Source organism: Aeromonas sp. 1HA1, assembly GCF_029237385.1.
Taxonomy (GTDB): Bacteria; Pseudomonadota; Gammaproteobacteria; order Enterobacterales; family Aeromonadaceae; genus Aeromonas; species Aeromonas popoffii.
The window spans coordinates 1-23,495 of sequence record NZ_JAACGC010000066.1; the positions used below are offsets into that span (position 1 = coordinate 1).

At 58.7% G+C, this 23,495-nt stretch carries 19 protein-coding genes and 1 pseudogene; 7 read left to right on the plus strand and 13 right to left on the minus strand.

The window, feature by feature from the left end; genetic code table 11:
• Positions 1-126 precede the first annotated feature (126 nt).
• From GWQ22_RS17145 to glyQ, 4 genes and pseudogenes are all read right to left on the minus strand, one after another.
• A pseudogene (locus tag GWQ22_RS17145) lies at positions 127-561 on the minus strand (alpha-amylase family glycosyl hydrolase); the annotation flags it as partial.
• A gap of 89 nt (positions 562-650) precedes the next feature.
• Entirely contained in the window at positions 651-1,442 is a 792-nt protein-coding gene (locus GWQ22_RS17150; protein WP_275931057.1) for a hypothetical protein, read from the minus strand.
• Positions 1,443-1,548: 106 nt separating this feature from the next.
• Positions 1,549-3,618 carry a glycine--tRNA ligase subunit beta gene (gene glyS / locus GWQ22_RS17155; RefSeq protein ID WP_275931058.1) on the minus strand — a complete coding sequence of 690 codons (2,070 nt, stop codon included), beginning with the start codon at positions 3,616-3,618 and terminating at the stop codon, positions 1,549-1,551.
• A 9-nt stretch (positions 3,619-3,627) separates the two neighbouring features.
• Positions 3,628-4,551: a glycine--tRNA ligase subunit alpha gene (gene glyQ / locus GWQ22_RS17160; protein WP_033135886.1), complete on the minus strand. Its 924-nt coding sequence runs from the start codon at positions 4,549-4,551 to the stop codon at positions 3,628-3,630.
• Positions 4,552-4,772: 221 nt separating this feature from the next.
• On the opposite strand from glyQ, the gene GWQ22_RS17165 reads away from it, so the two are divergent.
• Positions 4,773-5,348, plus strand: coding sequence for a DNA-3-methyladenine glycosylase I (locus GWQ22_RS17165; RefSeq protein WP_275931059.1), 576 nt, complete (start codon positions 4,773-4,775; stop codon positions 5,346-5,348).
• Between the two features lie 246 nt (positions 5,349-5,594).
• On the opposite strand, the gene GWQ22_RS17170 is transcribed toward GWQ22_RS17165, so the two are convergent.
• The gene (locus GWQ22_RS17170; RefSeq protein ID WP_275931060.1) at positions 5,595-7,463 is read right to left on the minus strand and encodes a methyl-accepting chemotaxis protein; all 1,869 of its coding nucleotides are present in this window, start codon (positions 7,461-7,463) and stop codon (positions 5,595-5,597) included.
• A gap of 251 nt (positions 7,464-7,714) precedes the next feature.
• On the opposite strand from GWQ22_RS17170, the gene GWQ22_RS17175 reads away from it, so the two are divergent.
• Positions 7,715-8,371 (plus strand): OmpA family lipoprotein, encoded by a 657-nt coding sequence (locus tag GWQ22_RS17175; protein ID WP_108536592.1) that lies wholly within the window; start codon positions 7,715-7,717, stop codon positions 8,369-8,371.
• Between the two features lie 175 nt (positions 8,372-8,546).
• Here the strand turns inward: GWQ22_RS17175 and GWQ22_RS17180 are convergent, their stop codons facing one another.
• On the minus strand, positions 8,547-8,894 hold the full coding sequence (locus GWQ22_RS17180) for a RidA family protein (protein ID WP_275931061.1): 348 nt from the start codon (positions 8,892-8,894) through the stop codon (positions 8,547-8,549).
• A gap of 19 nt (positions 8,895-8,913) precedes the next feature.
• Positions 8,914-9,159 carry a sulfurtransferase TusA gene (gene tusA / locus GWQ22_RS17185; protein WP_042036101.1) on the minus strand — a complete coding sequence of 82 codons (246 nt, stop codon included), beginning with the start codon at positions 9,157-9,159 and terminating at the stop codon, positions 8,914-8,916.
• A gap of 281 nt (positions 9,160-9,440) precedes the next feature.
• On the opposite strand from tusA, the gene GWQ22_RS17195 reads away from it, so the two are divergent.
• Positions 9,441-9,632, plus strand: a complete 192-nt coding sequence (locus GWQ22_RS17195) for a hypothetical protein (protein WP_042036104.1) — start codon at positions 9,441-9,443, stop codon at positions 9,630-9,632.
• 75 nt (positions 9,633-9,707) lie between these two features.
• On the opposite strand, the gene GWQ22_RS17200 is transcribed toward GWQ22_RS17195, so the two are convergent.
• The 6 genes from GWQ22_RS17200 to GWQ22_RS17225 form a co-directional block, all read right to left on the minus strand.
• A complete protein-coding gene (locus tag GWQ22_RS17200) occupies positions 9,708-10,946 on the minus strand; it encodes an ABC transporter substrate-binding protein (RefSeq protein ID WP_042036105.1) in 1,239 nt (412 codons plus the stop codon).
• A gap of 4 nt (positions 10,947-10,950) precedes the next feature.
• Positions 10,951-12,396: an ATP-binding protein gene (locus tag GWQ22_RS17205; protein ID WP_042036106.1), complete on the minus strand. Its 1,446-nt coding sequence runs from the start codon at positions 12,394-12,396 to the stop codon at positions 10,951-10,953.
• 51 nt (positions 12,397-12,447) lie between these two features.
• Positions 12,448-13,170, minus strand: coding sequence for a response regulator transcription factor (locus tag GWQ22_RS17210; protein ID WP_181364720.1), 723 nt, complete (start codon positions 13,168-13,170; stop codon positions 12,448-12,450).
• Positions 13,171-13,456: 286 nt separating this feature from the next.
• The gene (gene fadA / locus GWQ22_RS17215; RefSeq protein WP_209418497.1) at positions 13,457-14,641 is read right to left on the minus strand and encodes an acetyl-CoA C-acyltransferase FadA; all 1,185 of its coding nucleotides are present in this window, start codon (positions 14,639-14,641) and stop codon (positions 13,457-13,459) included.
• Positions 14,642-16,789 carry a fatty acid oxidation complex subunit alpha FadB gene (gene fadB / locus GWQ22_RS17220; RefSeq protein ID WP_275931062.1) on the minus strand — a complete coding sequence of 716 codons (2,148 nt, stop codon included), beginning with the start codon at positions 16,787-16,789 and terminating at the stop codon, positions 14,642-14,644. It abuts the gene before it with no gap.
• A 204-nt stretch (positions 16,790-16,993) separates the two neighbouring features.
• A complete protein-coding gene (locus GWQ22_RS17225; RefSeq protein ID WP_275931063.1) occupies positions 16,994-18,931 on the minus strand; it encodes an acetoacetate--CoA ligase in 1,938 nt (645 codons plus the stop codon).
• 190 nt (positions 18,932-19,121) lie between these two features.
• Between GWQ22_RS17225 and pepQ the strand changes: the two genes are divergently transcribed.
• Genes pepQ through hemG form a run of 4 tightly spaced genes read left to right on the plus strand, consistent with a single transcriptional unit; the run spans position 19,122 to position 23,087 of the window.
• Positions 19,122-20,444, plus strand: coding sequence for a Xaa-Pro dipeptidase (gene pepQ, locus GWQ22_RS17230; RefSeq protein WP_275931064.1), 1,323 nt, complete (start codon positions 19,122-19,124; stop codon positions 20,442-20,444).
• Positions 20,444-21,061, plus strand: a complete 618-nt coding sequence (locus GWQ22_RS17235) for an IMPACT family protein (protein ID WP_275931065.1) — start codon at positions 20,444-20,446, stop codon at positions 21,059-21,061. Before pepQ ends, GWQ22_RS17235 begins: the two co-directional genes overlap by 1 nt.
• 36 nt (positions 21,062-21,097) lie before the next feature.
• The gene (locus GWQ22_RS17240) at positions 21,098-22,555 is read left to right on the plus strand and encodes a TrkH family potassium uptake protein (RefSeq protein WP_042036114.1); all 1,458 of its coding nucleotides are present in this window, start codon (positions 21,098-21,100) and stop codon (positions 22,553-22,555) included.
• Between the two features lie 7 nt (positions 22,556-22,562).
• Positions 22,563-23,087 carry a menaquinone-dependent protoporphyrinogen IX dehydrogenase gene (gene hemG, locus GWQ22_RS17245; protein ID WP_108536600.1) on the plus strand — a complete coding sequence of 175 codons (525 nt, stop codon included), beginning with the start codon at positions 22,563-22,565 and terminating at the stop codon, positions 23,085-23,087.
• Positions 23,088-23,495 lie beyond the last annotated feature (408 nt).

Consider the following 23,495-nt stretch of genomic DNA (forward strand, 5'->3'; position numbering starts at 1 on the left):
TCTGGCGCTGCCAAAAATCAACGCGTTCTTGAGTGGTCATAGCGGAAATCCCAACGTAGATACGATGGGTTTCAGTGTGCCGAGGTGATCTCAGTAAAAACAGGTGCTGATTCAGGGGCGCTTACACTCGTTCAGCAAGCGCACCAGCCAGCTGATGGAATAGAGGCGTTCCCGCCACTGAGCTATCAGCTGATGCACAACGTCCAGCTCGGGTTCTATCAGTTCATCTCCCTGATACCAACGACGCACCAGCAAGGGCCACTGAAACAGACGGAACCAGCGTTCAGCCACCTCTCGTTCACTCCATTCATGGGCAATATGGGCCTGCACCTTGAGTACCAGATGATAGTGATTGCTCATCACTGCATAGGCGCAGACACCGATGGCAAAGACCTGCGACAGCTGGTCCAGTTTGTCGGCCACCCATTGGCGTCTGTGCTCGTAGCTTTGGCCGGAATGATCATCCTGGCCACAGAGAAAAGCACGCCGAACGCAGCGGCTGACCACGTGGTAGTAAGGCGTATCTGCGAGGCTGATCTGGCGTGAACGGGCGATGGTCATGGCGGCTCTCTCCTCGGGGCTCCCGGTTTAAGGAAAGTGGAGGGGGAGTGAGTTGTCAAAGCTGGGTACAGGTGGGTGTCCCAGCTTTGTTATGTCAAGTCAAAGAGAGTAGGCATTTTTATCAAATCAGCCTGAATCGCTGCAAGTAATGCCATAATGATAGTGGCAAGTGTAATAATTCGTTGGAGTCTTAAGTTTTCTTGATGCTTTCTCTCTTCATTTTCATAGTTTTCTAACGTTACAATGGCTTTTCCAGTTAGTTTATAGTCTATCCCTTTTGTTTTTATAATTTCGCCAGACTCAACGAATGAGTTGAGATATAGCTTCAATAATGATGTCGCAGTATCTTTGTCAGGATGATTGAAATATTTGCTCGAGTGTATATGCATCATGAGTGACACAATATTGAACTCAACGTTTTTTGTAGAGTATTTCTCGATGAGTATTTTCAATACATCAGTTCTTTTGCTCTTTTGAAGCGGTGTTTTATTGAAAATAAACTGTTTGATATTGTGAATGGTTTTTATAATAAAGAACTCTACTTCAATATATCGCGTTATGTCTTTTAGTATAAAATCATAACCATTGATGAACATGTGCTCATAAAAACCTTTGTATTTTTTTATTTTTAGTTGGGATAGGTTTATCGTGTTTAATGGTAAGTTTTTATATGTTTTTATTCTGGTTTCTTTTTCAATTACGTACCCATTAGCTGTACTTTTGTCAATGGATTCTACCCAAAAGATAGAGCCATTATCTAGTGTAATATTACATGAATAACAGTTTACTAATTCTCCTTCTTCACCACTTCGAGGGATAAGACTGGGTGCAGGTTTTTTTAATGCTTTTAATAAACACAGGTAAACAAAGAAATATTTCATTTGTTACTCCTTATAAATAATTAATAAGGTGCAGCACATTTTATGTGGGTCTTGAAAAAGCGGCGCCCTACGGCGCCGCTTTTTATATCAATCAACCCAACATTGGTTACTGCAGCAGGGAGATATCCGCGACTTGCAGGAACAGGTTGCGCAGGTTGTTCAGCAGCGCCAGACGGTTGGCCTTGAGGGCTTCGTCGTCGGCCATCACCATGACTTCGTTGAAGAAGGTATCGACCGGCTCGCGCAGGGCGGCCAGACGGGTGAGGGCAGCCTGATAGTCACCGGCCGCGAACAGCGGGGCCAGTTCGCCTTGCAGGGCAGCAACCTGGGTGGCCAGCGCCTTCTCGGCGGCATCGACCAGCAGTTCCGGTTTGACGGCAGTCGGCAATTCGCCTTCGACCTTGGCCAGAATGTTGCTCACGCGCTTGTTGGCGGCAGCCAGAGCCAGTGCGGCATCCAGAGTGCGGAAGTGGCTGACGGCCTTGACGCGGCGATCGAAGTCGAGCGGACGGGTCGGGCGGCGGGCCAGTACGGCCAGCACCACGTCGGCACCTATGCCTTCGTCTTGATAGGCGGCACGGAAGCGGCCTAGCATAAAGTCGACCACGTCGGTAACGACGGTTTGGTTGGTCAGCTTGTCGCCGTAGACGCGTACCGCTTCTTCAACCAGTTCAACCAGATCCAAGTCCAGCTGCTTCTCGGTCATGATGCGCAGGGCGCCGATGGCGGCGCGACGCAGGGCGAACGGGTCCTTGTCACCTTTGGGCAGCATGCCGATGCCGAAGATACCGGCCAGGGTGTCGAACTTGTCGGCCAGCGCGACGGCACAGGCTTCCAGAGCGGACGGCAGGGCATCACCGGCGAAGCGCGGCATGTACTGCTCGTTGAGGGCCACGGCCACCACTTCGTCTTCGCCATCGTGACGGGCGTAGTGCATCCCCATGACACCCTGGGTGCTGGCGAACTCGCCGACCATGTTGGTCATGAGATCACACTTGGAGAGCAGACCGGCACGCTTGGCCTGAGTCACATCGGCGCCGATACGCTCGGCGATAAAGCCGGCGACGGTCTCGATGCGCTCGACCTTGGCCTTGACTGTGCCGAGCTGTTGCTGGAACAGCACGGTTTCAAGGCGCGGCAGGCGGGAGGCCAGGGTCTGCTTGAGGTCGGTCTTGAAGAAGAACTCGGCGTCAGAGAGACGGGGGCGAACCACCTTCTCGTTGCCGCTGATGATCTGGCTCGGGTCTTTGGACTCGATGTTGGTGACGAAGATGAACTTCGGCAGCAGCTTGCCGTTCTTGTCGTAGACCGGGAAGTACTTCTGGTCACCCTTCATGGTGTGAACCAGCGCTTCAGCCGGAACGGCCAGGAACTTCTCTTCGAAGTTGGCAGTCAGCACCACCGGCCACTCGACCAGTGCAGTCACTTCTTCCAGCAGGGCGTCGTCCAGATCGGCAACGCCACCGAAGGCGGCAGCGGCCGCTTCGGCGTCAGCCTTGATCTTGGCCTTGCGCACCATAAAGTCGGCCACTACCTTGCCTTTTTCCAGCAGGATCTGCGGGTACTGGCTGGCGTTGTCGATGGCGAATTCGCTCTCGCCCATAAAGCGGTGACCGCGGATGGTGCGGGCAGAGTCGATACCCAGAATGGTGGCGGGAACCAGCTCGCCATCCAGCAGCAGGGTCACGGTGAACACCGGACGCACGAACTGGATGGTCTTGTCGCCCCAGCGCATCATTTTCGGGATGGGCAGCTTGGCCAGTGCAGCAGCAACCAGCTCACCCAGCAATTCTTTAGCCGGACGGCCTTCGACCTTGGCGGTGTGAACCAGCCACTCACCCTTGTCGGTGACCAGACGCTCGGCTTGAGCAACTGTGATGCCGTTGCCACGGGCCCAGCCTTCGGCAGCCTTGGTCGGCTTGCCTTCGGCATCGAACGCCTGAGAGACGGCCGGGCCGCGCTTCTCGACGCTCTTGCTCGGCTGCTCGCCAGCCAGCTCGCGCACCTTGAGTGCCAGACGGCGCGGTGAGGCAAACCACTCGACACCGGCGAAGGCCAGATCGGCCTTGGTCAGTTCGCTTTTGAGGTTGCCTTCAAAGGCTTCGGCCAGGGAGCGCAGGGCTTTGGGCGGCAGCTCAGCCGTACCGATCTCTACCAGAAATGTATGTTGTGCCATGTCCGTTCCTTAACCTTGCTTGTTCTCACTGCGCTGACACATAGGGAAGCCCAGCGCTTCGCGGGAGGCGTAGTATGCCTCGGCCACGGCCTTGGTCAGGGTGCGAATGCGCAATATGTAGCGCTGACGCTCGGTGACCGAGATGGCCTTGCGGGCATCCAGCAGGTTGAAGGAGTGAGCGGCCTTGAGGATGCGCTCGTAAGCGGGCAGCGGCAGCGGTTTTTCCAGTGCCAGCAGGTGCTGGGCTTCCTTCTCGTACTGCTCGAAGCAGTGGAACAGGAAATCTACATCGGCGTGTTCGAAGTTGTAGGTGGATTGCTCCACTTCGTTCTGGTGGAACACGTCGCCATAGGTGGTCTTGCCCAGCGGGCCATCAGACCAGACCAGATCGTAGACGCTGTCTACGCCCTGAATGTACATGGCCAGACGCTCGAGACCGTAGGTGATCTCGCCAGTAACCGGCTTGCACTCGAGGCCGCCAACCTGCTGGAAGTAGGTGAACTGGGTCACTTCCATGCCGTTGAGCCATACTTCCCAACCCAGACCCCAGGCACCCAGGGTCGGGTTTTCCCAGTTGTCTTCCACGAAGCGGATGTCGTGGATCTCGGGATCCATACCCAGCTCTTTCAGGGAGCCCAGATAGAGTTCCTGAATGTTGTCGGGGGAAGGCTTGATGATCACCTGGAACTGGTAGTAGTGCTGCAGGCGGTTCGGGTTTTCACCGTAGCGGCCGTCGGTCGGACGGCGGGACGGTTGCACGTAAGCGCAGGCGATGGGCTCCGGGCCCAGAGCGCGCAGACAGGTCATGGGGTGGGAAGTACCGGCACCCACTTCCATGTCCAGCGGCTGAATAATGGTACAGCCCTGGCGGGACCAGTAGTCCTGCAGCTGCAGGATCAGGCCCTGAAAGGTTTTGACATCGAATTTTTGCATAATTTTTTTCGCGCGAAATGAAAATCAGAGCAAGATTTGCTGAATGTGAACCGAGGGAGTATACCGTCTGGCATGGTCGGATAATAGGCGAAATTGCAGCGGATTCAGGGATTGCGCTGCGCCCTGGCTGGTCGGGCGGGATGTCCGGTATATGATGTGAGCGATGCCGCCTGCTGAGTGGGCAGGGTCAGGGAAACCGCTGAAATCACGAGGGAGAGGAAATGGAACTGCGCTGCGCCTGGGTGACCAAAGACCCGGAATACATTGAATATCATGACAAACAGTGGGGTAGGCCGGTGTATGACGCCCGCGAGCTGTTTGCCAAGCTTTGCCTCGATGGCCAGCAGGCGGGGCTGTCGTGGATCACCATCTTGAAGCGCACCGCGAGCTACTACCGCGCCTATGCCGACTTTGATCCTGTGCTGATCGCCCGGTTCGACGAGCAGGATGTGGAGAGATTGATGCAGGACACCGGCATTATCCGCAACCGGCTCAAGGTGCAGTCGATCATCAGAAATGCCCGCGCCTATCTGGCGCTGGAGGCCGAAGGCGTCGACTTTGCCGATTACCTGTGGGGCTTTGTCGGTGGTGCTCCCATGGTCAACCAGCGTCAGGGTAACGGCGATATTCCGGCCACATCAAAGGAGTCGGATGCCATGGCGAAGGCGCTCAAGAAGCTCGGCTTCAACTTCGTCGGCAGCACCATCTGTTACGCCTTTATGCAGGCCGTGGGGATGGTGAACGATCATCTGGTCAGCTGTCCTTGCCATGTCGAGTGCCAGCACTCCCCCCATTAATCCCGCCAACAAAAATGCCAGTCCATTGCTGACTGGCATTGGCTGACGCCGCTAGCGTGGTGAGGGGGCGCTTACGCCATCCCCGCCTTGATCGTGCAGGCGCTCTCCTGCGTGCCCACCCTGAAGATGCGATCGAGCAGCCCGTTCTTGAGGAAGATGATCAGCTCCATGTTGCGCTCCTGTTCGTCGCCACCTTGGCGGCGGATCCGGGCTCCCCGCGTGGCCAACAGCCTGACATGCTACTGGCTACTGCTTGTGGCGTTGCAGCTCGGGATAGCAGGCCTGCTCCATGCTTTTCTGCTCCTCGGCAACGTGCTGGGTTGCCAGCTTGAGCAGTTCGTCCAGCCGCTGTTTGCACTGCTGGGGTGAGCTGTTGTCACGGATGGCGTGGTAGAAGCGGTTCATTGCCTCGAACAGCCCCTGATGTTGGCGATCCACGCTCGGCACATTGACCATGAAGGAGTCGTTCCAGTGCTGCGGGTCGTGCTCGCGACCATTGAGGGGGCTCGAGCTGACCTCGAACTGATCGCTGACAAGACGAATCTCCTCGTTCGCTTGGTTAAGATCCCGGGTATGGGTGCGGCTCTCGTGCGAGAGGTCCAGACATTCGCGGGCGATGTTGGCGACCAGCATGACGTTGCGGTTGGTCTCTTCGGTCACCTTGGCCTGCTGTTCTGCTGCGGTGGCGATCTGGCCGTTCATATCGGCAACCCGGGTGATTGCCTCGACGATGGCGTTCAGCGTCTCACCGGTGCCGGCCGCCTGATTGACCGCCTGTTCGCTCACATTGCGGGTGGTATGCATGGTGTTGACCGCGTGGCGGGTATTGTTCTGCAGCGCCTCGATCCGCTGCTGGATATCGACGGTAGCCGCCTGGGTACGGATAGCCAGCTGGCGTACCTCGTCAGCCACGACCGCAAAGCCGCGCCCCTGCTCGCCGGCACGGGCTGCCTCGATGGCGGCGTTTAGTGCCAGCAGGTTGGTCTGTTCCGAGATGGTGCGAATGACCTGCAGTATGTTGCCTATCTGGGTGCTCTCCTGATCCAGCAGGGTTACTTCACCGGCGGATTGCTCGATATGGTCGGCGACCTGACGGATGAGGGCGATGGTCTGGCTCACCTGTTGCTGGCCATCGTGGGCTTGCTGTTGGGTGAGCAGGGTATCCTGACTGGCCTGCTCGGTGTTGTGCTCGATGTTGTGGACGGTTGCGGTCATTTCGTTGATGGCCGTCGCCAGCATGTCGGTGTTTTGCTGGGCCTGCTGCATGCTGTTGAAGGTGCTGCCGGAGTGATCCATCAGCAGTGCCATCTTTTCATGGGTCTTGTGGGAAACCTGCTGCACCGAGCCAACCAGGCCGTCGATATTGTCGAGGAAGCGGTTGAACACCCTGGCCAGATAGGCAAATTCGTCCTGCCCCTGAATGTGCAACCGGAAGGTGAGGTTGTGGCTGCGATTGGCCAGCTCGACCAGCTGTGTCATCAACTGCTGCAGTGGTTTGACGGTTTTGAGGTGGATCAGCAGCAGCATCAGCAGGATAACGGCCAGGCTGACGGCCAGCAGTGTCATGTCCTGACTCTGCAGGGCATGGTTCTGGTTTTCGATAGCCAGCTCCTGCTGCTGTAGTTGTTGCCGCTGCTGCTCGAGCGCCTGTTCGACCGTGCTGGCGATGTTGCCGGTCAAGGCATCGAACCCCTGCTCCGGTTCCTTCATCAGGCGGTTGCCCGCTTCGCGTCCCTCTTTGAGGTAGGCATCGACCATCCGCTTGCCCACTTCCAGCTGGCGCGCCAGTTGGGGTGACAGAATGCTTTGCAGCTGGGGCAGGGTGTCGAGCTGCTGACGAGCTGCCTGTGCATGCTGTTCTGCTTCACTGATGGAGTTTTGCTCCCCGGACACGGCCGCATCGGTGAGGAATTGTTGTACCTGGGTGGTGTGATAGCGCAGCTCCTGCAGCGCTATCTGGACATTGGTGATCTTGATGACTTCCCCCGGTAACAGGCCGAGCTGGCTGGTCAGGGTACTGCGCCAGATGTTGCTCAGCACCATGGTCAGCAAGATGATGAGACTCTCTCCCAGCAGCAGATGCCGGATCGAAAGATTTCGAAGCAGTGAAGACATGGAACCCTCTGATGCCTTATTGATAGTGGGTTCAATAGTAGTCAATGGAGCCACACTACGGCCTGCCTTTCATCACAACTCCGGTGTCTTTATCGGGTTTTTCCCGCTGGTTCAGGGGCGATCCAGTTCAATGGTCGATACTGCTTTTTTCTGCCTTGGGTGACTCTCTTGCTTCTGACGTCACACCTTGGCACACCTCTGGGGTAGAATGCCGCCCTTTAATTTATCGCGTTGTTTTTGAGGTTTTTTTCATGCATTTCAAGACTCTGGTTCCCGCTGTCGCCCTGACCCTTGCCCTGACCGGTTGTACTACCAATCCCTATACCGGTGAATCCCAGACCTCCAAGGGTGCCTGGGGGGCGCTGGCTGGCGCTGCGACGGGCGCCGCCGTGGGGGCGCTCTCCTCCAGCAAGGGTGATCGCAAGAAGGGGATTCTGACTGGTGTGGCCGCCGGTGCCGCCCTAGGTGGTGGTATCGGTTACTACATGGATGTGCAGGAAGCCAAGCTGCGCGAGAAGTTGCAGGGCACTGGCGTCAGCGTGACCCGCAATGGCGACGAGTTGATCCTCAACATGCCGAATAACGTCACCTTCGACAGCTCCAGCGCCCAGCTGAAAGCGGCTGGTGCCAATACTCTGTCCGGCGTGGCCATGGTGGTTGCCGAGTTCAACAAGACCCGCCTGAACGTGGTTGGTCACACCGACAGCACAGGCTCCCGCGATCTGAACATGAGGCTCTCCGCCCAGCGCGCCGACGCCGTTGCTGCGCAGCTGATTGGTCAGGGTGTGAGCGGCAGCCGTATCACTACCACAGGTGTGGGCCCGGATCAGCCGGTTGCCACCAACAGCACTGCTGCTGGCAAGGCCCAGAACCGTCGCGTGACCATTACCCTGACCCCGACTGCTTAAGTCGTCCAGGTTTCGGTAACGAAAAGGCCCCGCCAGTGATGGCGGGGCCTTTTTATTGCTGCCGTTGCGAGCAGTGGCGCCCTGTTCTTTGCTTCCTTCTCCCCTTGCGGGAGAAGGAACAGACCCGGATCTCGCAACTCCCTCAGCCATCGGTCACGGTATTGCATCGCGCGGTTTAGACGGCCGCAGTCAGCTGCACTTCGACCTTGTAGCCTTCGTGGGCGAGGCGGGCCTGCACGCAGGCGCGAACCGGTGCGGTACCCTCCGGGATCCAGGTATCCCACTGCTCGTTGAAGGCGGTGATGTCCGCAATGTCCTTGAGATAGATGTTGGCCATCAGGATCTTGTCGACCCCGGAGCCATTGGTTTCCAGCAGGCGCTGCAGGCTGGTCAGCACTTCGCGGGTCTGCTGGTGAATGTCGGCCTCTTCGCTCACGGGGACTTCCACCACATAGAGGGTGCCGTTGTGAATGACCACGTCTGACCAACGCTGGGTGGTGCCGACTCGGGTAATGGCTGTCATGTTTGCTCCGAAACTGGGCTTATTGACCCTTGCGGATCAGATAGCGGTAGGGGGTCTGCTCTGTCTCGCTGGCGATCAGGGTGTGATCCATGAAGCGGCAGAAACTGGGGATGTCGCGGGTGGTTGAGGGATCGTCGGCGCTGACCAGCAGGGTTTCCCCTTGTGCCATCAGCCGCACTTTTTTACGCACCATCATCACAGGCTCGGGGCAACGAAGCCCGATTGCGTCCAACTCGTGAGTCGCATCGCAGAATAAAGTAGTCATTAATAATCAACCTTCAGCCGCACTTTCTTGCGCGCTATCGTCACGGGCTCGGGGCAACGAAGCCCGATTGCGTCCAACACATGGGTTGCGTCGCAGAATAAAGCACTCATCAATAATTAACCTTCAACCAATTCAGCTGCCAATGATACTCACGGCGAAAAAATAATCAAATAACCGGGTCAGGAAGCAGCATATGTAACCAAAGTGTTATCTGGCCCTATCTAGTCCCCGTCTTGTGAGTAATATAAAAATTGAACCATATTCGACAAGGAGGTGTGAATATGCAGGTCTCCTACGGCAGATTGCAAGCCTACGCAGGCATGGGGTTCTTGGCTTTCGCCATGATAGTAATGGGCAGCCCGATCGGTAACACTGGTACCTGGTTCGGTTCCATGGTGATGATCGGACTGGGGCTCTGGATCGAGCTCAGCGATTACTACGACGAAGATGAGGACGAGAACGACAACACTTAGCTCCCGGATTTCTCCCACAACGACAAAGGCGGATGCATCATCCGCCTTTGTCGTGTCTGGCCGTTGGGAAAGGGACTAGCGGGTCGAGCGCATGGCCCGCTCCAGACGTAGCGCCGTCTGCTCCGGATTGGCGTTGGGGTCGTTGAAGAAGTTGCTCAGCACATCGAGGATTGCCTGGCGCATATTGGTCGGCGTTGCCATTCCTTCCGCCATGCTGGGCAGCAGGTTGCCCTGTTTTTCCGCGAGCAGGAAATCCTGATAAGAGTGAACGGCGCAGCGGTCGAACTTGCTCATATCAGGGTTGGTCAGCGCCGGGATCGAGCCTTTCACCCGGTTGAACGCCTCCTGAAATTTCGGCGTCATCAGTAGCTGAGCCAGATCGCCCTGCGCCTGTAGCTGGGCGGGATCCCGCTGTTTGAACATGGCGATGGAGTCCAGGTTATAGCTAAACAGCCCGGCACTGCCCGGGCTCGGCAGGCAGGCGATAACCTCACCCGGCCGGTAGTTGCCTGCGCTCAGCTCTCCCTTCACCCAGTCACCCATCACCTGCATGGCAGCGCCACCGCTCTCCAGCAGATTGGTGGCCTGATGCCATTTCAAACCGGCGTATTTTTGCGGCACGTAGGCGCGCAGTTGCTGGAAGCGAGTCAGCACTCGCACCATGTCGGGACCGGTCAGGGTCGCGCTGTCTTGTTCGAGAAACGCCTTGCGATAGAACTCTTTGCCGCCCTCGCCCAGCGCCACCGTTTCGAACAATACCGCCAGTTGCCAGGGCTCGTTACCGATGGCGAGCGGTGTGATGTTGTGCGCCTTGAGCCGTTCGGCCACGGCCACGAACTGGTTCCAGTCGGTGGGCGGCGTCAGCCCCTGCTCGTCGAACAACTTGCGGTTGAGCCACAGCCAGTTGACCCGGTGGATACCGGTGGGCACCGCCATCAGGGCGCCATTCTGGCTGAGGGTTTCCCGCACCATGGCGGGCATTTTGGTGTACCAGCCGAGGTGTTCGGCCATGGGGCTGAGGTCGCGCAGGAAGCCGAGCCCGGCCCACTCCCTCAGCTCATAGCCCTTGAGGTGTGCCGCCTCCGGCGGATTGGCTGCCAGCGCCCGGCTTTTCAATACCGTCATGGCGCTCTTGCCGCCGCCGCCCTGCACTGCGAAGTCGTTCCATTGGTTGCCTTGCTCGGTCCACTCCGATTTGAGCACTTCCACCGCGTTGGCTTCGCCGCCGGATGTCCACCAGTGCAGCACCTCCACTTGGGAGGCGCTCACCGGTAGTGATAACAGGGCGATGACAGAAAAAGACAACCACTTCATAAGGTTACTGCCTTGGTAGAGATAGCGTGGCTTGCAGGCCACCTTGCGGGCGATTTTCCAGCACCAGATCGCCGCCGTGGGCGTGGGCTATGTTGCGGGCTATGCCCAGACCAAGGCCGGAACCGGCCAGATCCGTGCTGAGCCGGTAATAAGGCTCGAAGATGCGCTCGAACTGATCGTCCGGCAGGCCTGGCCCCTCATCCATGATGAACAGGATCAGCATCTCTTCGTCGTCCATGAGGATGATGCGCACCTTTTGGCCGTACTTGATGCCGTTGTCCACCAGATTGCCGATACAGCGCTTGAGGGCCAGCAACTTGCCGCGGTAGGGCCACTTGCAGTGCCCCTCGATAGTCAGTCGCTCGTCGTGCAGGTTCATCGACTCGGCCATCTGCTCCAGCAGGGCATTGATATCAATCTCTTCGATGTTCTCGTGGATATCTGTCTCTTTTACCGTCTGCAGCGCCCCTTTTACCATCAGCTCCAGCTCGTCGAGATCCTTGTTGAACTTGCTGATCTGCACCTCGTCATCGAGCAGTTCGACCCGCAGCCGCAGCCGGGTGATGGGGGTCTTGAGATCGTGGGAGATGGAGCTGAACAGCCGCTCTCTATCATCGATATAGCGGCGGATGCGGTGTTGCATGATGTTGAAGGCGCGAGTGGCCGCCACGATTTCGGAGGCGCCCTCCTCCTTGAGGGAGGGCTGGTCGATATCCTTGCCGAGATTAACGGCGGCCTTGGCGAGGCGGCGCAGCGGGCGGGTCTGCCAGCGCACCAGCATGAAGGTGAAAAAACAGAGGAACACCGTCATCAGGGCGATGAAACGCACCTGATTGCTCGGCATGACGGTATCGTCGAGGGTCATGTAGGGGGCGGGCAGCAGAGCCGCCAGATAGAGCCACTCACCGGGCTCTATCTCGATCTGGGTCACCAGCACGGGCGGGTTGAGCGGCTCCAGCGACAGCGTATAGCGGGCCCAGGAGGAGGGCAGATCCGCCAGCAGGGTGTCGTTGTTGAAGACGTGCAGCTCTTCCGGGCGGGAGAAGTCCACCTTGATGGCCATGGCATCGGAGAGCTTGCGGGTCAGCACCCCCTGCACCTCTTTCAGCACCAGCGTTTTGCGCTCACTGTCGGGGATGGCGCTGATGTGGATCTCTTCCTCGTTGAGTGACACGAAGAAGCGACTGCCCCCCATGTTACGCAGCTGATCCAGTGCGATGTGGCGGTACTGCAGCGGCAGCGACTTGAAGAAGTTGACGGTAGAGGCGGCCGACAGCGCCAGGTTGCGGGTGGTGCTGATCATCCCCTCCAGCTCCCGTTTCTGGATCTGTTGCATCCAGATGCCGGTCAGAATGGTCTGGGAGAGCAGGATGGCGAGCAGCAACAGCAGCAGCATTCGCGACAACAGGGAGCGGGGGACCAGCGTCCGCCAGAACCAACCGCTGCTCATGGGATCTCGCGCCTTGTGCCGATCAGCATGTCGTTGCTACCTTTTTGCCCTTCATGGGATCTCGTGCACTTCTGCGATCAGCATATAGCCACTGCCGCGGATGGTTTTGATGATGCGCGGACTCTTGCCGTTGTCACCCAGCTTCTGACGCAGACGGCTGATCTGCACGTCTATGCCGCGTTCCATCGGCAGGCTTTCGCGGCCGCGGGTGGCATCGGAGATGGTATCGCGATCCAGTACCACACCCGGCTGTTGCAGGAACATGCCGAGCAGCAGGGCATCGCTGCCGGAGAGATCCAGCAGGCTGCCATCGTCGTGGGTCAGCTGGTGGCTCAGGGTGTCCAGGGTCCACTCGGCAAAACGCAGCCGGCGGCTCGGTTCTTTCTCTTTTTCCGGCTGGCGGAATTCGGCGCGGCGCAGCAGCGCCTTGATGCGAGCCTGCAGCTCGCGCGGGCTGAATGGCTTGGCGATATAGTCGTCGGCGCCGAGTTCGAGGCCGATCACCCTGTCCGCCTCATCGGAGGCAGCGGTCAGCATGATGATGGGTACCTGGGAATCGCGACGTATCTGTTGGCAGAGGGTAAAGCCGTCGTCACCTGGCATCATGATATCGAGAATAATCAGGTCCGGGTTGTGCAGGGCGAGCTGCTGGCGCATTTCGTTTCCTTCCGCCGCTGTTAATACCTGGAAACCCGCCCTGGTCAGGTATTCATTGAGCAGCTCGCGGATCTCTTGGTCGTCGTCGACGATCAGCAGTTGTTTGCTCGTTGACATATGTATGTGCATCCACCCATTTTTTTGTGCAGATTGAACCTGTCGGGGGAGCAAAAAGCAAGCAAGCCCCCCATCTAATGTGAGGTTATGGGCATTATCCGCCCATATAGCGCCATTTAAATAAAAAAGGCCGACCCAAACGGGACGGCCAACACGCAGATTCCGACGACAGGAGATCACCCCGTGTGGCGATCTCAACAGACTCAATGACGGGCCAGTAAGGTCGGCCCCAAAAGAGAGCATTCTGGCTCGCCCTCACTGTCGCGGTGAGGGCGAGCCGTTTACATCACACCCGTTCGAATACGGTGGCGATGCCCTGACCCAGACCGATACACATGGTGGCAACCCCCAGGGTGGCATCTTTCTCCTCCATCAGATTGATGAGAGTCGTGGAGATGCGCGCACCGGAGCAGCCGAGCGGGTGGCCCAGCGCAATGGCGCCGCCGTTCAGGTTTACCTTCTCTTCCGCTACGTCCAGCAGCCCCAGGTCCTTGACGCAAGGCAGTGACTGGGCGGCAAAGGCCTCGTTCAGCTCGAACAGATCGATATCACCGACAGTCAGACCGGCACGTTTGAGTGCTTTCTGGGTGGCCGGCACCGGGCCGTAACCCATGATGGCGGCATCGCAGCCGGCGATGGCCATGGCGCGCACCTTGGCGCGGGGCGTGAGGCCGAGGGCCTTGGCGCGATCCGCACTCATCACCAGCATGGCGGCGGCGCCGTCGGACAGGGCCGAGGAGGTACCGGCGGTCACGGTGCCGTTGACCGGGTCGAACACCGGGCGCAGCTGGCTCAGGGTGTCGACCGTGGTCTCCGGGCGGATCACTTCGTCGTAGTCGTAGAAGAAGCGGGCGCCGCTGGCGTCATGCCCTTCCAGACCGACGATCTCTCTGGCGAAGCGCCCTTCCACGGTCGCGGCATAGGCGCGGCGGTGGGAGCGGGCGGCAAACTCGTCCTGCTGCTGACGGCTGATGCCGTGCAGCTTGCCCAGCATCTCGGCGGTCAGCCCCATCATGCCGGAGGCTTTCGCCACCGACTTGGCCATGCCCGGGTGGAAGTCGACGCCGTGGCTCATGGGCACGTGGCCCATGTGCTCGACACCGCCGATGATGAAGATATCCCCATCACCTACCTGAATGGCGCGGGAGGCGTCATGCAGCGCCTGCATGCTTGAGCCGCACAGGCGGTTGACGGTGACGGCCCCCACCTGTTTCGGAATACCAGCCAGCAGCGCGGCGTTACGGGCGATGTTGAAGCCTTGCTCCAGGGTCTGCTGCACGCAGCCCCAGTAGATATCCTCGATCTCGTTCGGGTCGAGGTTGGGGTTGCGCAGCAGGATGGAGCTCATCAGGTGCGCGGACAGATCTTCTGCACGCACGTTGCGGAAGGCGCCGCCCTTGGACCGGCCCATGGGGGTCCGGATACAGTCGACAATGACTACGTCTTTCATGAATGGATCTCCTTTCCGCAATCAGTAGAAGGTTTTGCCCAGGGCGGCCATGTCACGCAGCTTGTCGCTGACGCGGTAGAGCGGGCCCAAATCGGCATACTGGTCGGCCATGGCCACGTAGCGATCCAGACCTATGGTGTCCAGATAGCGGAACACGCCACCACGGAAGGGAGGGAAGCCCAGACCGTAGACCAGCGCGATGTCGGCTTCGGCTGGCGTGGCGACAATGCCCTCTTCCAGACAGAGCACCACCTCGTTGATCATCGGGATCATCATGCGGGCTATGATGGCTTCCTTGTCGAAATCCTGCTTCGGCTTGGCAATCGGTGCCAGCAGCTCGTAAGCGGCCACATCGGCCACCTTCTTCGGCTTGCCCTTCTTGTCCTGCTCGTAGGCGTAGAAACCCTTGCCATTCTTCTGACCGAAGCGGCTGGCGTCATACATCACGTCGATGGCGGTGCGGCCAGCCTTGCTCATGCGCGCCGGGAAGCCTTGCGCCATGACGTCACCGGCATGGTGACCGGTGTCGATGCCGACCACGTCCAGCAGGTAGGCGGGGCCCATGGGCCAGCCGAACTCCTTCTCCATCACCTTGTCGACGGCGGCGAAGTCGGCGCCATCGGCAACCAGCTTGTTGAAGCCGAAGAAGTAGGGGAACAGCACCCGGTTGACGAAGAAGCCCGGGCAGTCGTTGACCACTACCGGGGACTTGCCCATGGCGGCGGCATACGCCACCACGCGGTTGATGGTTTCATCGGAGGTCTGCTCGCCGCGGATGATCTCCACCAGAGGCATGCGGTGCACCGGGTTGAAGAAGTGCATGCCGCAGAAGTTCTGCGGGCGCTTCAGCCCCTTGGCCAGCAGGGAGATGGGAATGGTGGAGGTGTTGCTGGCGAGCACGGCGTCTTCGCCAATGATCCCTTCCACTTCGCCCAGCACGGCGGCCTTCACCTTGGGGTTCTCGACCACGGCTTCGACCACTAGATCCACATGCTTGACGTTGTCATAGCTCAGGGTCGGGGTGATGGCAGAGAGTACCTGGCCCATCTTGATGCCGTCGATGCGGCCCTTTTCGAGCTGGCCGTTGAGCAGCTTGGTGGCTTCGCCCATGCCCAGTGCCAGTGCCTTCTCGTTGATATCCTTCATCACCGCCGGAATGCCCTTGCTGGCAGACTGGTAAGCGATGCCGCCCCCCATGATGCCGGCGCCCAGCACGGCGGCGTGGCGAGTGGCCTTAGCTGCTTGCTTGGCCGCCTTCTTGGCCAGCGCCTTGATGTGCTGATCGTTCAAGAAGATACCGACCAGCGCCTTGGCCACGTCGGTCTTGGCCAGCTTGATAAAGCCTTGTGCCTCGACAATGAGCGCCTCATCGCGGCTCATGCCGGCGGCGGCTTCGACGGTTTTCACCGCAGTCATGGGGGCTGGATAGTGCTTGCCCGCCACGGCGGCAACCATGCCCGCAGCGGTGCTGAAGCTCATCATGGCTTCCAGTTTGGAGAGGCGCAGCGGGGCTTTTTTGGCGGCGCGACGGCTTTGCCAGTCCAGCTTGCCCGCGATGGCGTCTTTCATCATCTGCAGCGCGGCGCTGTGCAGCGCGTCCGGTGCGACCACGGCATCGATGGCGCCCACTTTGAGGGCGTCATCGGCACGGTAATCCTTGCCGGTGGTGATCCACTCCAGCGCGTTGTCGGCACCGATCACCCGCGGCAGACGGACGGTGCCGCCAAAGCCCGGCATGATGCCGAGTTTGGTCTCGGGCAGGCCAATCTTGGCGCTGGTGTCAGCCAGACGGAAATCGGTGGAGAGGATGGTCTCGCAGCCGCCGCCCAGGGCGTGGCCCTTGATGGCAGAGAGGGTCGGCACCGGCAGATCTTCGATGGCGTTGAAGATGTCGTTGGCCTTTTTCAGCCAGCCGAGCAGATCTTCTTGCGGCAGATCGAACAGTTCCAGGAATTCGGTAATATCGGCGCCGACGATAAAGGCGTCTTTGCCGGAGGTGAGGATCAGACCCTTCAAATCGGCTTGTTGCTGTAATGCGGCGATCGCTTCGCTCAGTGAGAGCAGGGTAGCGCGATCCAGCTTGTTGACTGAACCCGGGGCATCAAACCTCAGTTCGGCAATGCCGCTTTCGAGGTAGCTGACCGACAGGGTTTCGCCTTGGTAGATCATGAGAGTGTCTCCTTGTTCCCACTCGGTGGGGGGTGTTGCTCCTTTATCCCCAGCAGGGGGCGAGGCTCACTATTGATCCAAAAGGAGACATTTTCAACACCTATTTAAAACATTTGTTTAACAGTTCTCGAGTAAAAGCTCCTCATCACAAAACGGGCAAAAGAGAGGCGCCTTGCGGCGCCTCCAATGGATATGAGGTTTTTATCAACAGGCTAGTTCGGGCCGGTCGCGATACTGGCTCAGCACCTCGGGATCGGCGAGGGCATGGGTGTTGTTGACGGGCCTGTTGTGCACCACTTCCCGCACCGCCAGTTCGACGATTTTGCCGGACTTGGTACGGGGAATGGCATCCACCTGCAGGATGCGGGCGGGCACGTGGCGGGCGGTACAGTGTCGTTTGATCTGCTGGCGGATCCGCTCGCGCAGCGGCTCGTCCAGCTTGCAGCCCGCCTTGAGCTTGACGAACAGCACCACCCGCTCGTCCTGCTGCCACTGTTGGCCGATTACGATGCTCTCTTCCACTTCGTCGAGCTGTTCGACGTAGCGGTAGATCTCGCTGGTGCCGATGCGCACGCCCCCCGGGTTCAGGGTGGCGTCAGAGCGGCCATAGAACAGGATGCCGCCGGTCGGGGTCAGCTCGATCCAGTCGCCGTGGCACCAGATGTTGTCGAATCGCTCGAAGTAGGCGGCGTGGTATTTGTCGCCGCTGTCGTCCCCCCAGAAGGCGATGGGCTGGGCCGGGAACGGCTTGGTGCAGACCAGCTCGCCCTTTTCGCCCTGTACCGGCTGGCCCGCTTCGTTGAACACCTGTACCGCGAGACCGAGGCCACGCCCCTGACTCTCGCCACGGTAAACAGGGCTGAGCGGGTTGCCGATGACGAAGCAGGAGCAGATGTCGGTGCCGCCGGAGATGGAGCTCAGTTGTACATTTGTTTTGATCTGCTGGTAGACGTAGTCAAACCCCTCAGGCGACAGCACGGATCCGGTACTGCAGATCAGCCGCAGCTGTGGCAAGTCGTGGGTGTTGATGGGGGCATAGCCCTGCTTGTGCAGCGCATCCAGATACTTGGCCGAGGTGCCGAACAAGCTGACCTGCTCGTCGCGCGCCAGATCCCACAGCACGTTGCCGTCCGGATAGAAGGGGGAGCCGTCATAGAGCACCAGTGTGGCGCCGGAGGCGAGCGCGCTCACCAGCCAGTTCCACATCATCCAGCCGCAGGTGGTGAAGTAGAAGATCCGCTCCCCCGGCTTGGTGTCGCAGTGCAGTTGATGCTCTTTGAGATGTTGCAGCAGGGTGCCGCCTATGCCGTGCACTATGCACTTGGGCTTGCCTGTGGTGCCGGACGAGTAGAGGATATAGAGCGGATCGTTGAAGCCCATGGGCTCGAAGCGAAGGACAGCATCCGGCTGGCTCGCCAGCACGTGCTGCCAGTCGTGACCAAGCTGCAGGGGATTGCCGAGCAGCGGGATCATCACCGTCTGCTCTATGCTGTCGATCTGGCTGACTACGCCGGCCACCTTGGCCTGGATGTCGATGGCCTTGCCGTTGTAGCGATAGCCGTCCACCGCAAACAATACCCTGGGCCGGGTCTGGCCGAAGCGCTCCACCACGCTGGCTTCCCCAAAGTCGGGGCTGGTGGAGGTCCAGATAGCGCCCAGGCTGGTGGTTGCCAGCATGGCTACTACGGTTTCGGGGATATTAGGCAGGTAGGCGGCGACCATGTCGCCACTGCTTATGCCCTGGCTGCGCAGCCACTGGGCCAGCCTGGCCACCTGATCCGCCAGCTCATGCCAGCTCAGGGTGCGGCTTGGGCTGCCTTCAATGCGGGAGATAATGGCCGGGCTCTCGTCCTGACGGCGCAGCAGGTTTTCGGCGAAGTTGAGGCGGCTATCGGGGAACCAGCGGGTGCGCTGCATATCCTGGCGGTTTTCTGCCACTATGTCCCCCAGCTCGCCCTTGACGCCGCAGTGTTGCCACACCAGCGGCCAGAAGCGGGTCGTCTTTTCCACCGACCACTGGTAGAGCTGGGCATAGTTGTGCAGCTGCAGGCCATGGAAGCGGTTGACCTCGGCCATAAACTGCTGGAGGTTGGATTGTTGAATCCGCTCCTGATCCGGTTGCCACAGGCAAAGGTTGTGCATGAGTAGTCCCTGACTGCATGTATCTACCGGCAGTGTATTGAATTGTTTTTTATTTGTTAATGATTGGTTTTTGTTTCATAACAAAAGCCTTGTAACGTATGCGTTACCTCACGAAGCGATAGCTTGACGGTTCGAGCCCTGATTCGCTTGATGTTATGCTGAAATCACATTTTTCCCGGAGCAGGACGCTATGAGCAGCTACAGCCAACTTTTTGCCCAGCACCTAGATACCTTGCAGCATCGCACCCGCGACATACTGCAACAGCAGGGGCTCAGCGGCCTGGCCATCCACTCCGGCCAGACCCACCGCATCTTCCTCGACGACCAGGATTACCCCTTCAAGGTGAATCCGCACTTCAAGGCCTGGCTGCCGGTGCTGGACAACCCCCACTGCTGGTTGCTGGTGGATGGCGTGAACAAGCCGGTGTTGCTGTTCTACCGGCCAGTGGATTTCTGGCACAAGGTGGCTGACTTGCCCAATGCTTTCTGGGTCGACTTCTTCGATATCCACTTCTTGACGCGGCCGGAGCAGGTTGCCGATCACCTGCCTGCCGGCAAGCAGGAGTGGGCCTATCTGGGTGGCCATCTCGAGGTGGCCAAGTTGCTGGGGCTGGGTCAGCCGAACCCGGAATCCGTGCTCAACTATCTGCACTATCACCGAGCTTACAAGACTCCTTATGAGCTGGAGTGCCTGCGCGAAGCAAACCGGATCGGGGTGCGTGGCCATGTCGCGGCCAAGGACTCCTTCATGGCGGGGGCGAGCGAGTTTGAGATCAATCTGGCCTACATGAAGGCGGTCGGGCAGGGGGCCAATGAGGCGCCGTACGGCAATATTGTCGCCATCAACCGCAATGCGGCCATTCTTCACTACACCCATTTGTCTGCCTTGCGGGTGCCGGATGCGGAGCGCCACTCCTTCTTGATTGATGCCGGGGTGGATTTTCACGGTTATGCCTCCGACATCACCCGTACCTGGGCCTGGCGCCGTGGCGAGTTTGCCGATCTGATCGCGGCGCTGGATGCGCAGCAGCAGGAGATCATCGAGGAGATCAAACCGGGTCGGCGTTACAGCGAGTTGCATCTGCAGATGCACCACAGGCTGGCGCGCTTGCTGCAAACGATCGAATTGGTGGACATGTCGGTAGACGAGATGATCCACACCGGGGTGACCAACGTCTTCTTCCCTCACGGTCTGGGTCATTTCCTGGGTCTTCAGGTGCACGATGCAGGCGGCTTCATGCAGGACGAGCGCGGCACACACCTGGCTGCTCCCGAGCAGTTCCCCTATTTGCGCTGTACTCGGGTGATGGAGGTGGGCCAGGTGTTCACCATAGAGCCGGGCCTCTACTTCATCGATAGCCTGCTGGCGCCGCTGCGTCAGAGCGAGCAGGGCAAGCGGGTTAACTGGAACAAGGTAGAGGCGCTGCGTCCGTTTGGCGGCATCCGCATTGAGGACAACATAGTGTTGCACGCCAATGGGGTGGAGAACATGACCAGACAAGCAGGGCTCTGATGGCGGCAGCGTACTCCATTCCGGCCGCCCCGCTGGCGGTGAGTGAAGAGATCAAGAAGAGCCGCTTCATCACCCTGCTCGCGCACACGCCGACGGTTGAGGCCGCCAAGGCGTGGGTCAACGAGATAAAGCAGCAACACCCCAGGGCCCGGCATCACTGCTGGGCCTTTGTTGCCGGCGCACCACAAGACAGTCAGGTTTACGGTTTCAGCGACGATGGTGAGCCCTCAGGGACCGCTGGCAAGCCCATGCTGGCCCAGCTGATGGGCTCCGGACTGGGTGAGATAGCCACCGTGGTGGTGCGTTACTACGGCGGTGTGCTGCTGGGCACTGGCGGTCTGGTCAAGGCCTATGGGGGGGGCGTGGGGGCTGCGCTCAAGCAGCTCGAGACCCGGATCAAGCGCCAGCAGACTCCCTCTCTCATCCAATGTGACTATGCCGATATGGGCGTGGTGGAGGCGCTGATCGGCTACCATCACGGCCAGTTGCTGGATGCCGATTACGGCGCTCGCGTTACCCTGCGGGTCGCGTGGGAATCCTCTGTTTGGGCCCAGGTTGATCGGGAATTGACCGACCGCACCCATGGACGGGTATCCCTTCGCTCCTTAGATAGCTAGAATCCACCGCTCTTTTAGCCTGAAGAGGGAGCCGGAATGCACATTCTGAGCATTATTCGCATCGTTGGCCTGTTGGTTGCGCTATTCAGCTCGACCATGTTGTTGCCTGCCATGGTTGCGTTTGGCTATCGGGATGGTGGTGGTGCCGAGTTCGTCAGCTCCTTTCTCATCGCGCTGTTGCTTGGTGTGCTGCTCTGGTTTCCCAACCGCTACCACAAGAAGGAGCTGCGCTCGAAAGAGGGCTTCCTTATCGTGGTGCTGTTCTGGACTGTGCTGGGCAGTGTGGGGGCCGTGCCCTTTTTACTGGGGGATGTGCCCAGCATGTCGGTCTCGGAGGCCTTTTTCGAATCTTTCTCCGGCCTGACGACCACGGGAGCGACCGTGCTGACCGGGCTGGACAATCTGCCCAAGGCGTTTCTGTTCTACCGCCAACTGCTTCAATGGCTGGGGGGCATGGGGATCATAGTGCTGGCCGTCGCCATACTGCCGCTGCTCGGCATCGGGGGCATGCAGCTCTACCGCGCCGAGATCCCCGGGCCGGTCAAGGATACCAAGGTGACGCCGCGTATCGCCGAGACGGCCAAGGCGCTCTGGTTCATCTACTTGTTGCTGACCATGCTCTGCATCCTGGCGTACTGGCTGGCCGGTATGACGCTGTTCGACGCCATCTGTCACTCCTTCTCCAGCCTCTCCATCGGTGGCTTCTCCACCCACGATGACAGCATCGGCTTCTTCAACAGCCCGACCATCAATCTGGTCACTGTGTGCTTCCTGCTGATCGGCAGCATTAACTTCGGTCTGCACTTCATGGTGTTCACTCACACACCGGTACGCCTGCTGAGCTATCTGCGTGACCCCGAGGTGAAGGTGTTTTTGGGGATTCAGCTGTTCCTTTTTCTGTTCTGCGCCGCCGTGTTGCTGCAGCACAACCACTATGAACACTGGCAGGAGACACTCAACCATGCCCTGTTCCAGTCGGTATCGCTGGGGACCACCACGGGTTACAGCACCACCAGTTATGCCGACTGGCCAGCCATACTGCCGATGATGCTGATGTTCTCCTCCTTTATAGGGGGTTGCGCCGGGAGTACCGGTGGTGGCATCAAGGTGATGCGCTTCATGATCCTGTTCATGCAGGGAGTACGGGAGTTGAAGCGGCTGGTGCACCCGCGTGCCGTCTATACCCTCAAACTGGGGCGCAAGGCGGTATCGGATCGGATCGTCGAGGCGGTGTGGGGTTTCTTTGCCGCCTACATCATTTTGTTTGTGTTGTTCATGCTGGCATTGATCGCCACCGGAATGAACGAGGTGACAGCCTTCTCGGCGGTGGCGGCGACCCTTACCAACGTGGGGCCGGGTCTGGGTGATGTGGCCTCCAATTTTTCCGGTATCAGCGCGGTGGCAAAATGGATACTGATCCTGGCCATGTTGTTCGGCCGATTGGAAATTTTCACACTTCTGGTACTGTTTACCCCCGCATTCTGGCGTAGTTGAGGTAGGTATGGACAAGATTTTGGTGCTTTATTCCTCTCGGGATGGGCAAACACAGAAAATCGTGGATGTCATGCTGGAGGAGATGCTGGGTTACGAGGTGGTGATGCATGACCTGCACACTCTGCCCATGTGCAACCTCAGCAAGTTCAAGAAGGTATTGATCGGTGCCTCCATTCGTTACGGCAACTTCCATCCCAGCCTGCTCAGCTTTATTCATGCCCATCATGAACAGCTGGAGGTGGCCAATGCGGCCTTCTTCTGTGTCAACCTGACTGCGCGCAAGCCGGAGAAGCAGACGCCGCAGACCAATGCCTATATGAAGAAGTTCCTGCGCCTCTCCCCCTGGAAGCCGAGAACCTTGGGAGTGTTCGCCGGCGCGTTGCAATATTCCCGCTATAACTGGTGGCAGACCCGCATCATTCAGCTGATCATGAAGATGACCGGCGGCAGTACGGATACCAGCAAGGATCTCGAGTTTACCGATTGGGAAAAGGTGCGCAGTTTTGCCCGTGAATTCTGGTCGAAAAGATAGCAGCCCGGCGTTATTGCTGGCTTGAGCCCCGCTGATGCGGGGCTTTTTGTTTGATAAATAGGCATTTGAACCGCTAAACGGCAAAAAGTGCCCTTTTTTACCGTTTTCCTCTTGTCATCCCGGCGTGGTTCCCTATAATGCGCCCCTACCAGCACGGCGGAACACGCCAACCTGATGAGCCAGCTTCCTTGTGAAGTGGGCGCAGAAAGAAAAGCGAAAACAACCGCTTGACTTTCGAAGTGAGGAGCGTAATATGCGCCTCCTCAGCGCGACAAGCGTGACGCTCTTTAACAATTTGAATCAAGCAATCTGTGTGGGCACTCACAGCATCGAACATCAAACAATTTTGTTGATTTTCAATGTCTGGTGAAGTGACCAAGACGATTTCTTAGCAATAAGAAGTCGAAC

Coding starts and splice junctions, on each gene's coding strand:
- GWQ22_RS17150 (WP_275931057.1), bottom strand. CDS start 1,442: ATGAAATATTTCTTTGTTTACCTGTGTTTATTAAAAGCATTAAAAAAA.
- glyS (WP_275931058.1), bottom strand. CDS start 3,618: ATGGCACAACATACATTTCTGGTAGAGATCGGTACGGCTGAGCTGCCG.
- glyQ (WP_033135886.1), bottom strand. CDS start 4,551: ATGCAAAAATTCGATGTCAAAACCTTTCAGGGCCTGATCCTGCAGCTG.
- GWQ22_RS17165 (WP_275931059.1), top strand. CDS start 4,773: ATGGAACTGCGCTGCGCCTGGGTGACCAAAGACCCGGAATACATTGAA.
- GWQ22_RS17170 (WP_275931060.1), bottom strand. CDS start 7,463: ATGTCTTCACTGCTTCGAAATCTTTCGATCCGGCATCTGCTGCTGGGA.
- GWQ22_RS17175 (WP_108536592.1), top strand. CDS start 7,715: ATGCATTTCAAGACTCTGGTTCCCGCTGTCGCCCTGACCCTTGCCCTG.
- GWQ22_RS17180 (WP_275931061.1), bottom strand. CDS start 8,894: ATGACAGCCATTACCCGAGTCGGCACCACCCAGCGTTGGTCAGACGTG.
- tusA (WP_042036101.1), bottom strand. CDS start 9,159: ATGACTACTTTATTCTGCGATGCGACTCACGAGTTGGACGCAATCGGG.
- GWQ22_RS17195 (WP_042036104.1), top strand. CDS start 9,441: ATGCAGGTCTCCTACGGCAGATTGCAAGCCTACGCAGGCATGGGGTTC.
- GWQ22_RS17200 (WP_042036105.1), bottom strand. CDS start 10,946: ATGAAGTGGTTGTCTTTTTCTGTCATCGCCCTGTTATCACTACCGGTG.
- GWQ22_RS17205 (WP_042036106.1), bottom strand. CDS start 12,396: ATGAGCAGCGGTTGGTTCTGGCGGACGCTGGTCCCCCGCTCCCTGTTG.
- GWQ22_RS17210 (WP_181364720.1), bottom strand. CDS start 13,170: ATGTCAACGAGCAAACAACTGCTGATCGTCGACGACGACCAAGAGATC.
- fadB (WP_275931062.1), bottom strand. CDS start 16,789: ATGATCTACCAAGGCGAAACCCTGTCGGTCAGCTACCTCGAAAGCGGC.
- GWQ22_RS17225 (WP_275931063.1), bottom strand. CDS start 18,931: ATGCACAACCTTTGCCTGTGGCAACCGGATCAGGAGCGGATTCAACAA.
- pepQ (WP_275931064.1), top strand. CDS start 19,122: ATGAGCAGCTACAGCCAACTTTTTGCCCAGCACCTAGATACCTTGCAG.
- GWQ22_RS17235 (WP_275931065.1), top strand. CDS start 20,444: ATGGCGGCAGCGTACTCCATTCCGGCCGCCCCGCTGGCGGTGAGTGAA.
- GWQ22_RS17240 (WP_042036114.1), top strand. CDS start 21,098: ATGCACATTCTGAGCATTATTCGCATCGTTGGCCTGTTGGTTGCGCTA.
- hemG (WP_108536600.1), top strand. CDS start 22,563: ATGGACAAGATTTTGGTGCTTTATTCCTCTCGGGATGGGCAAACACAG.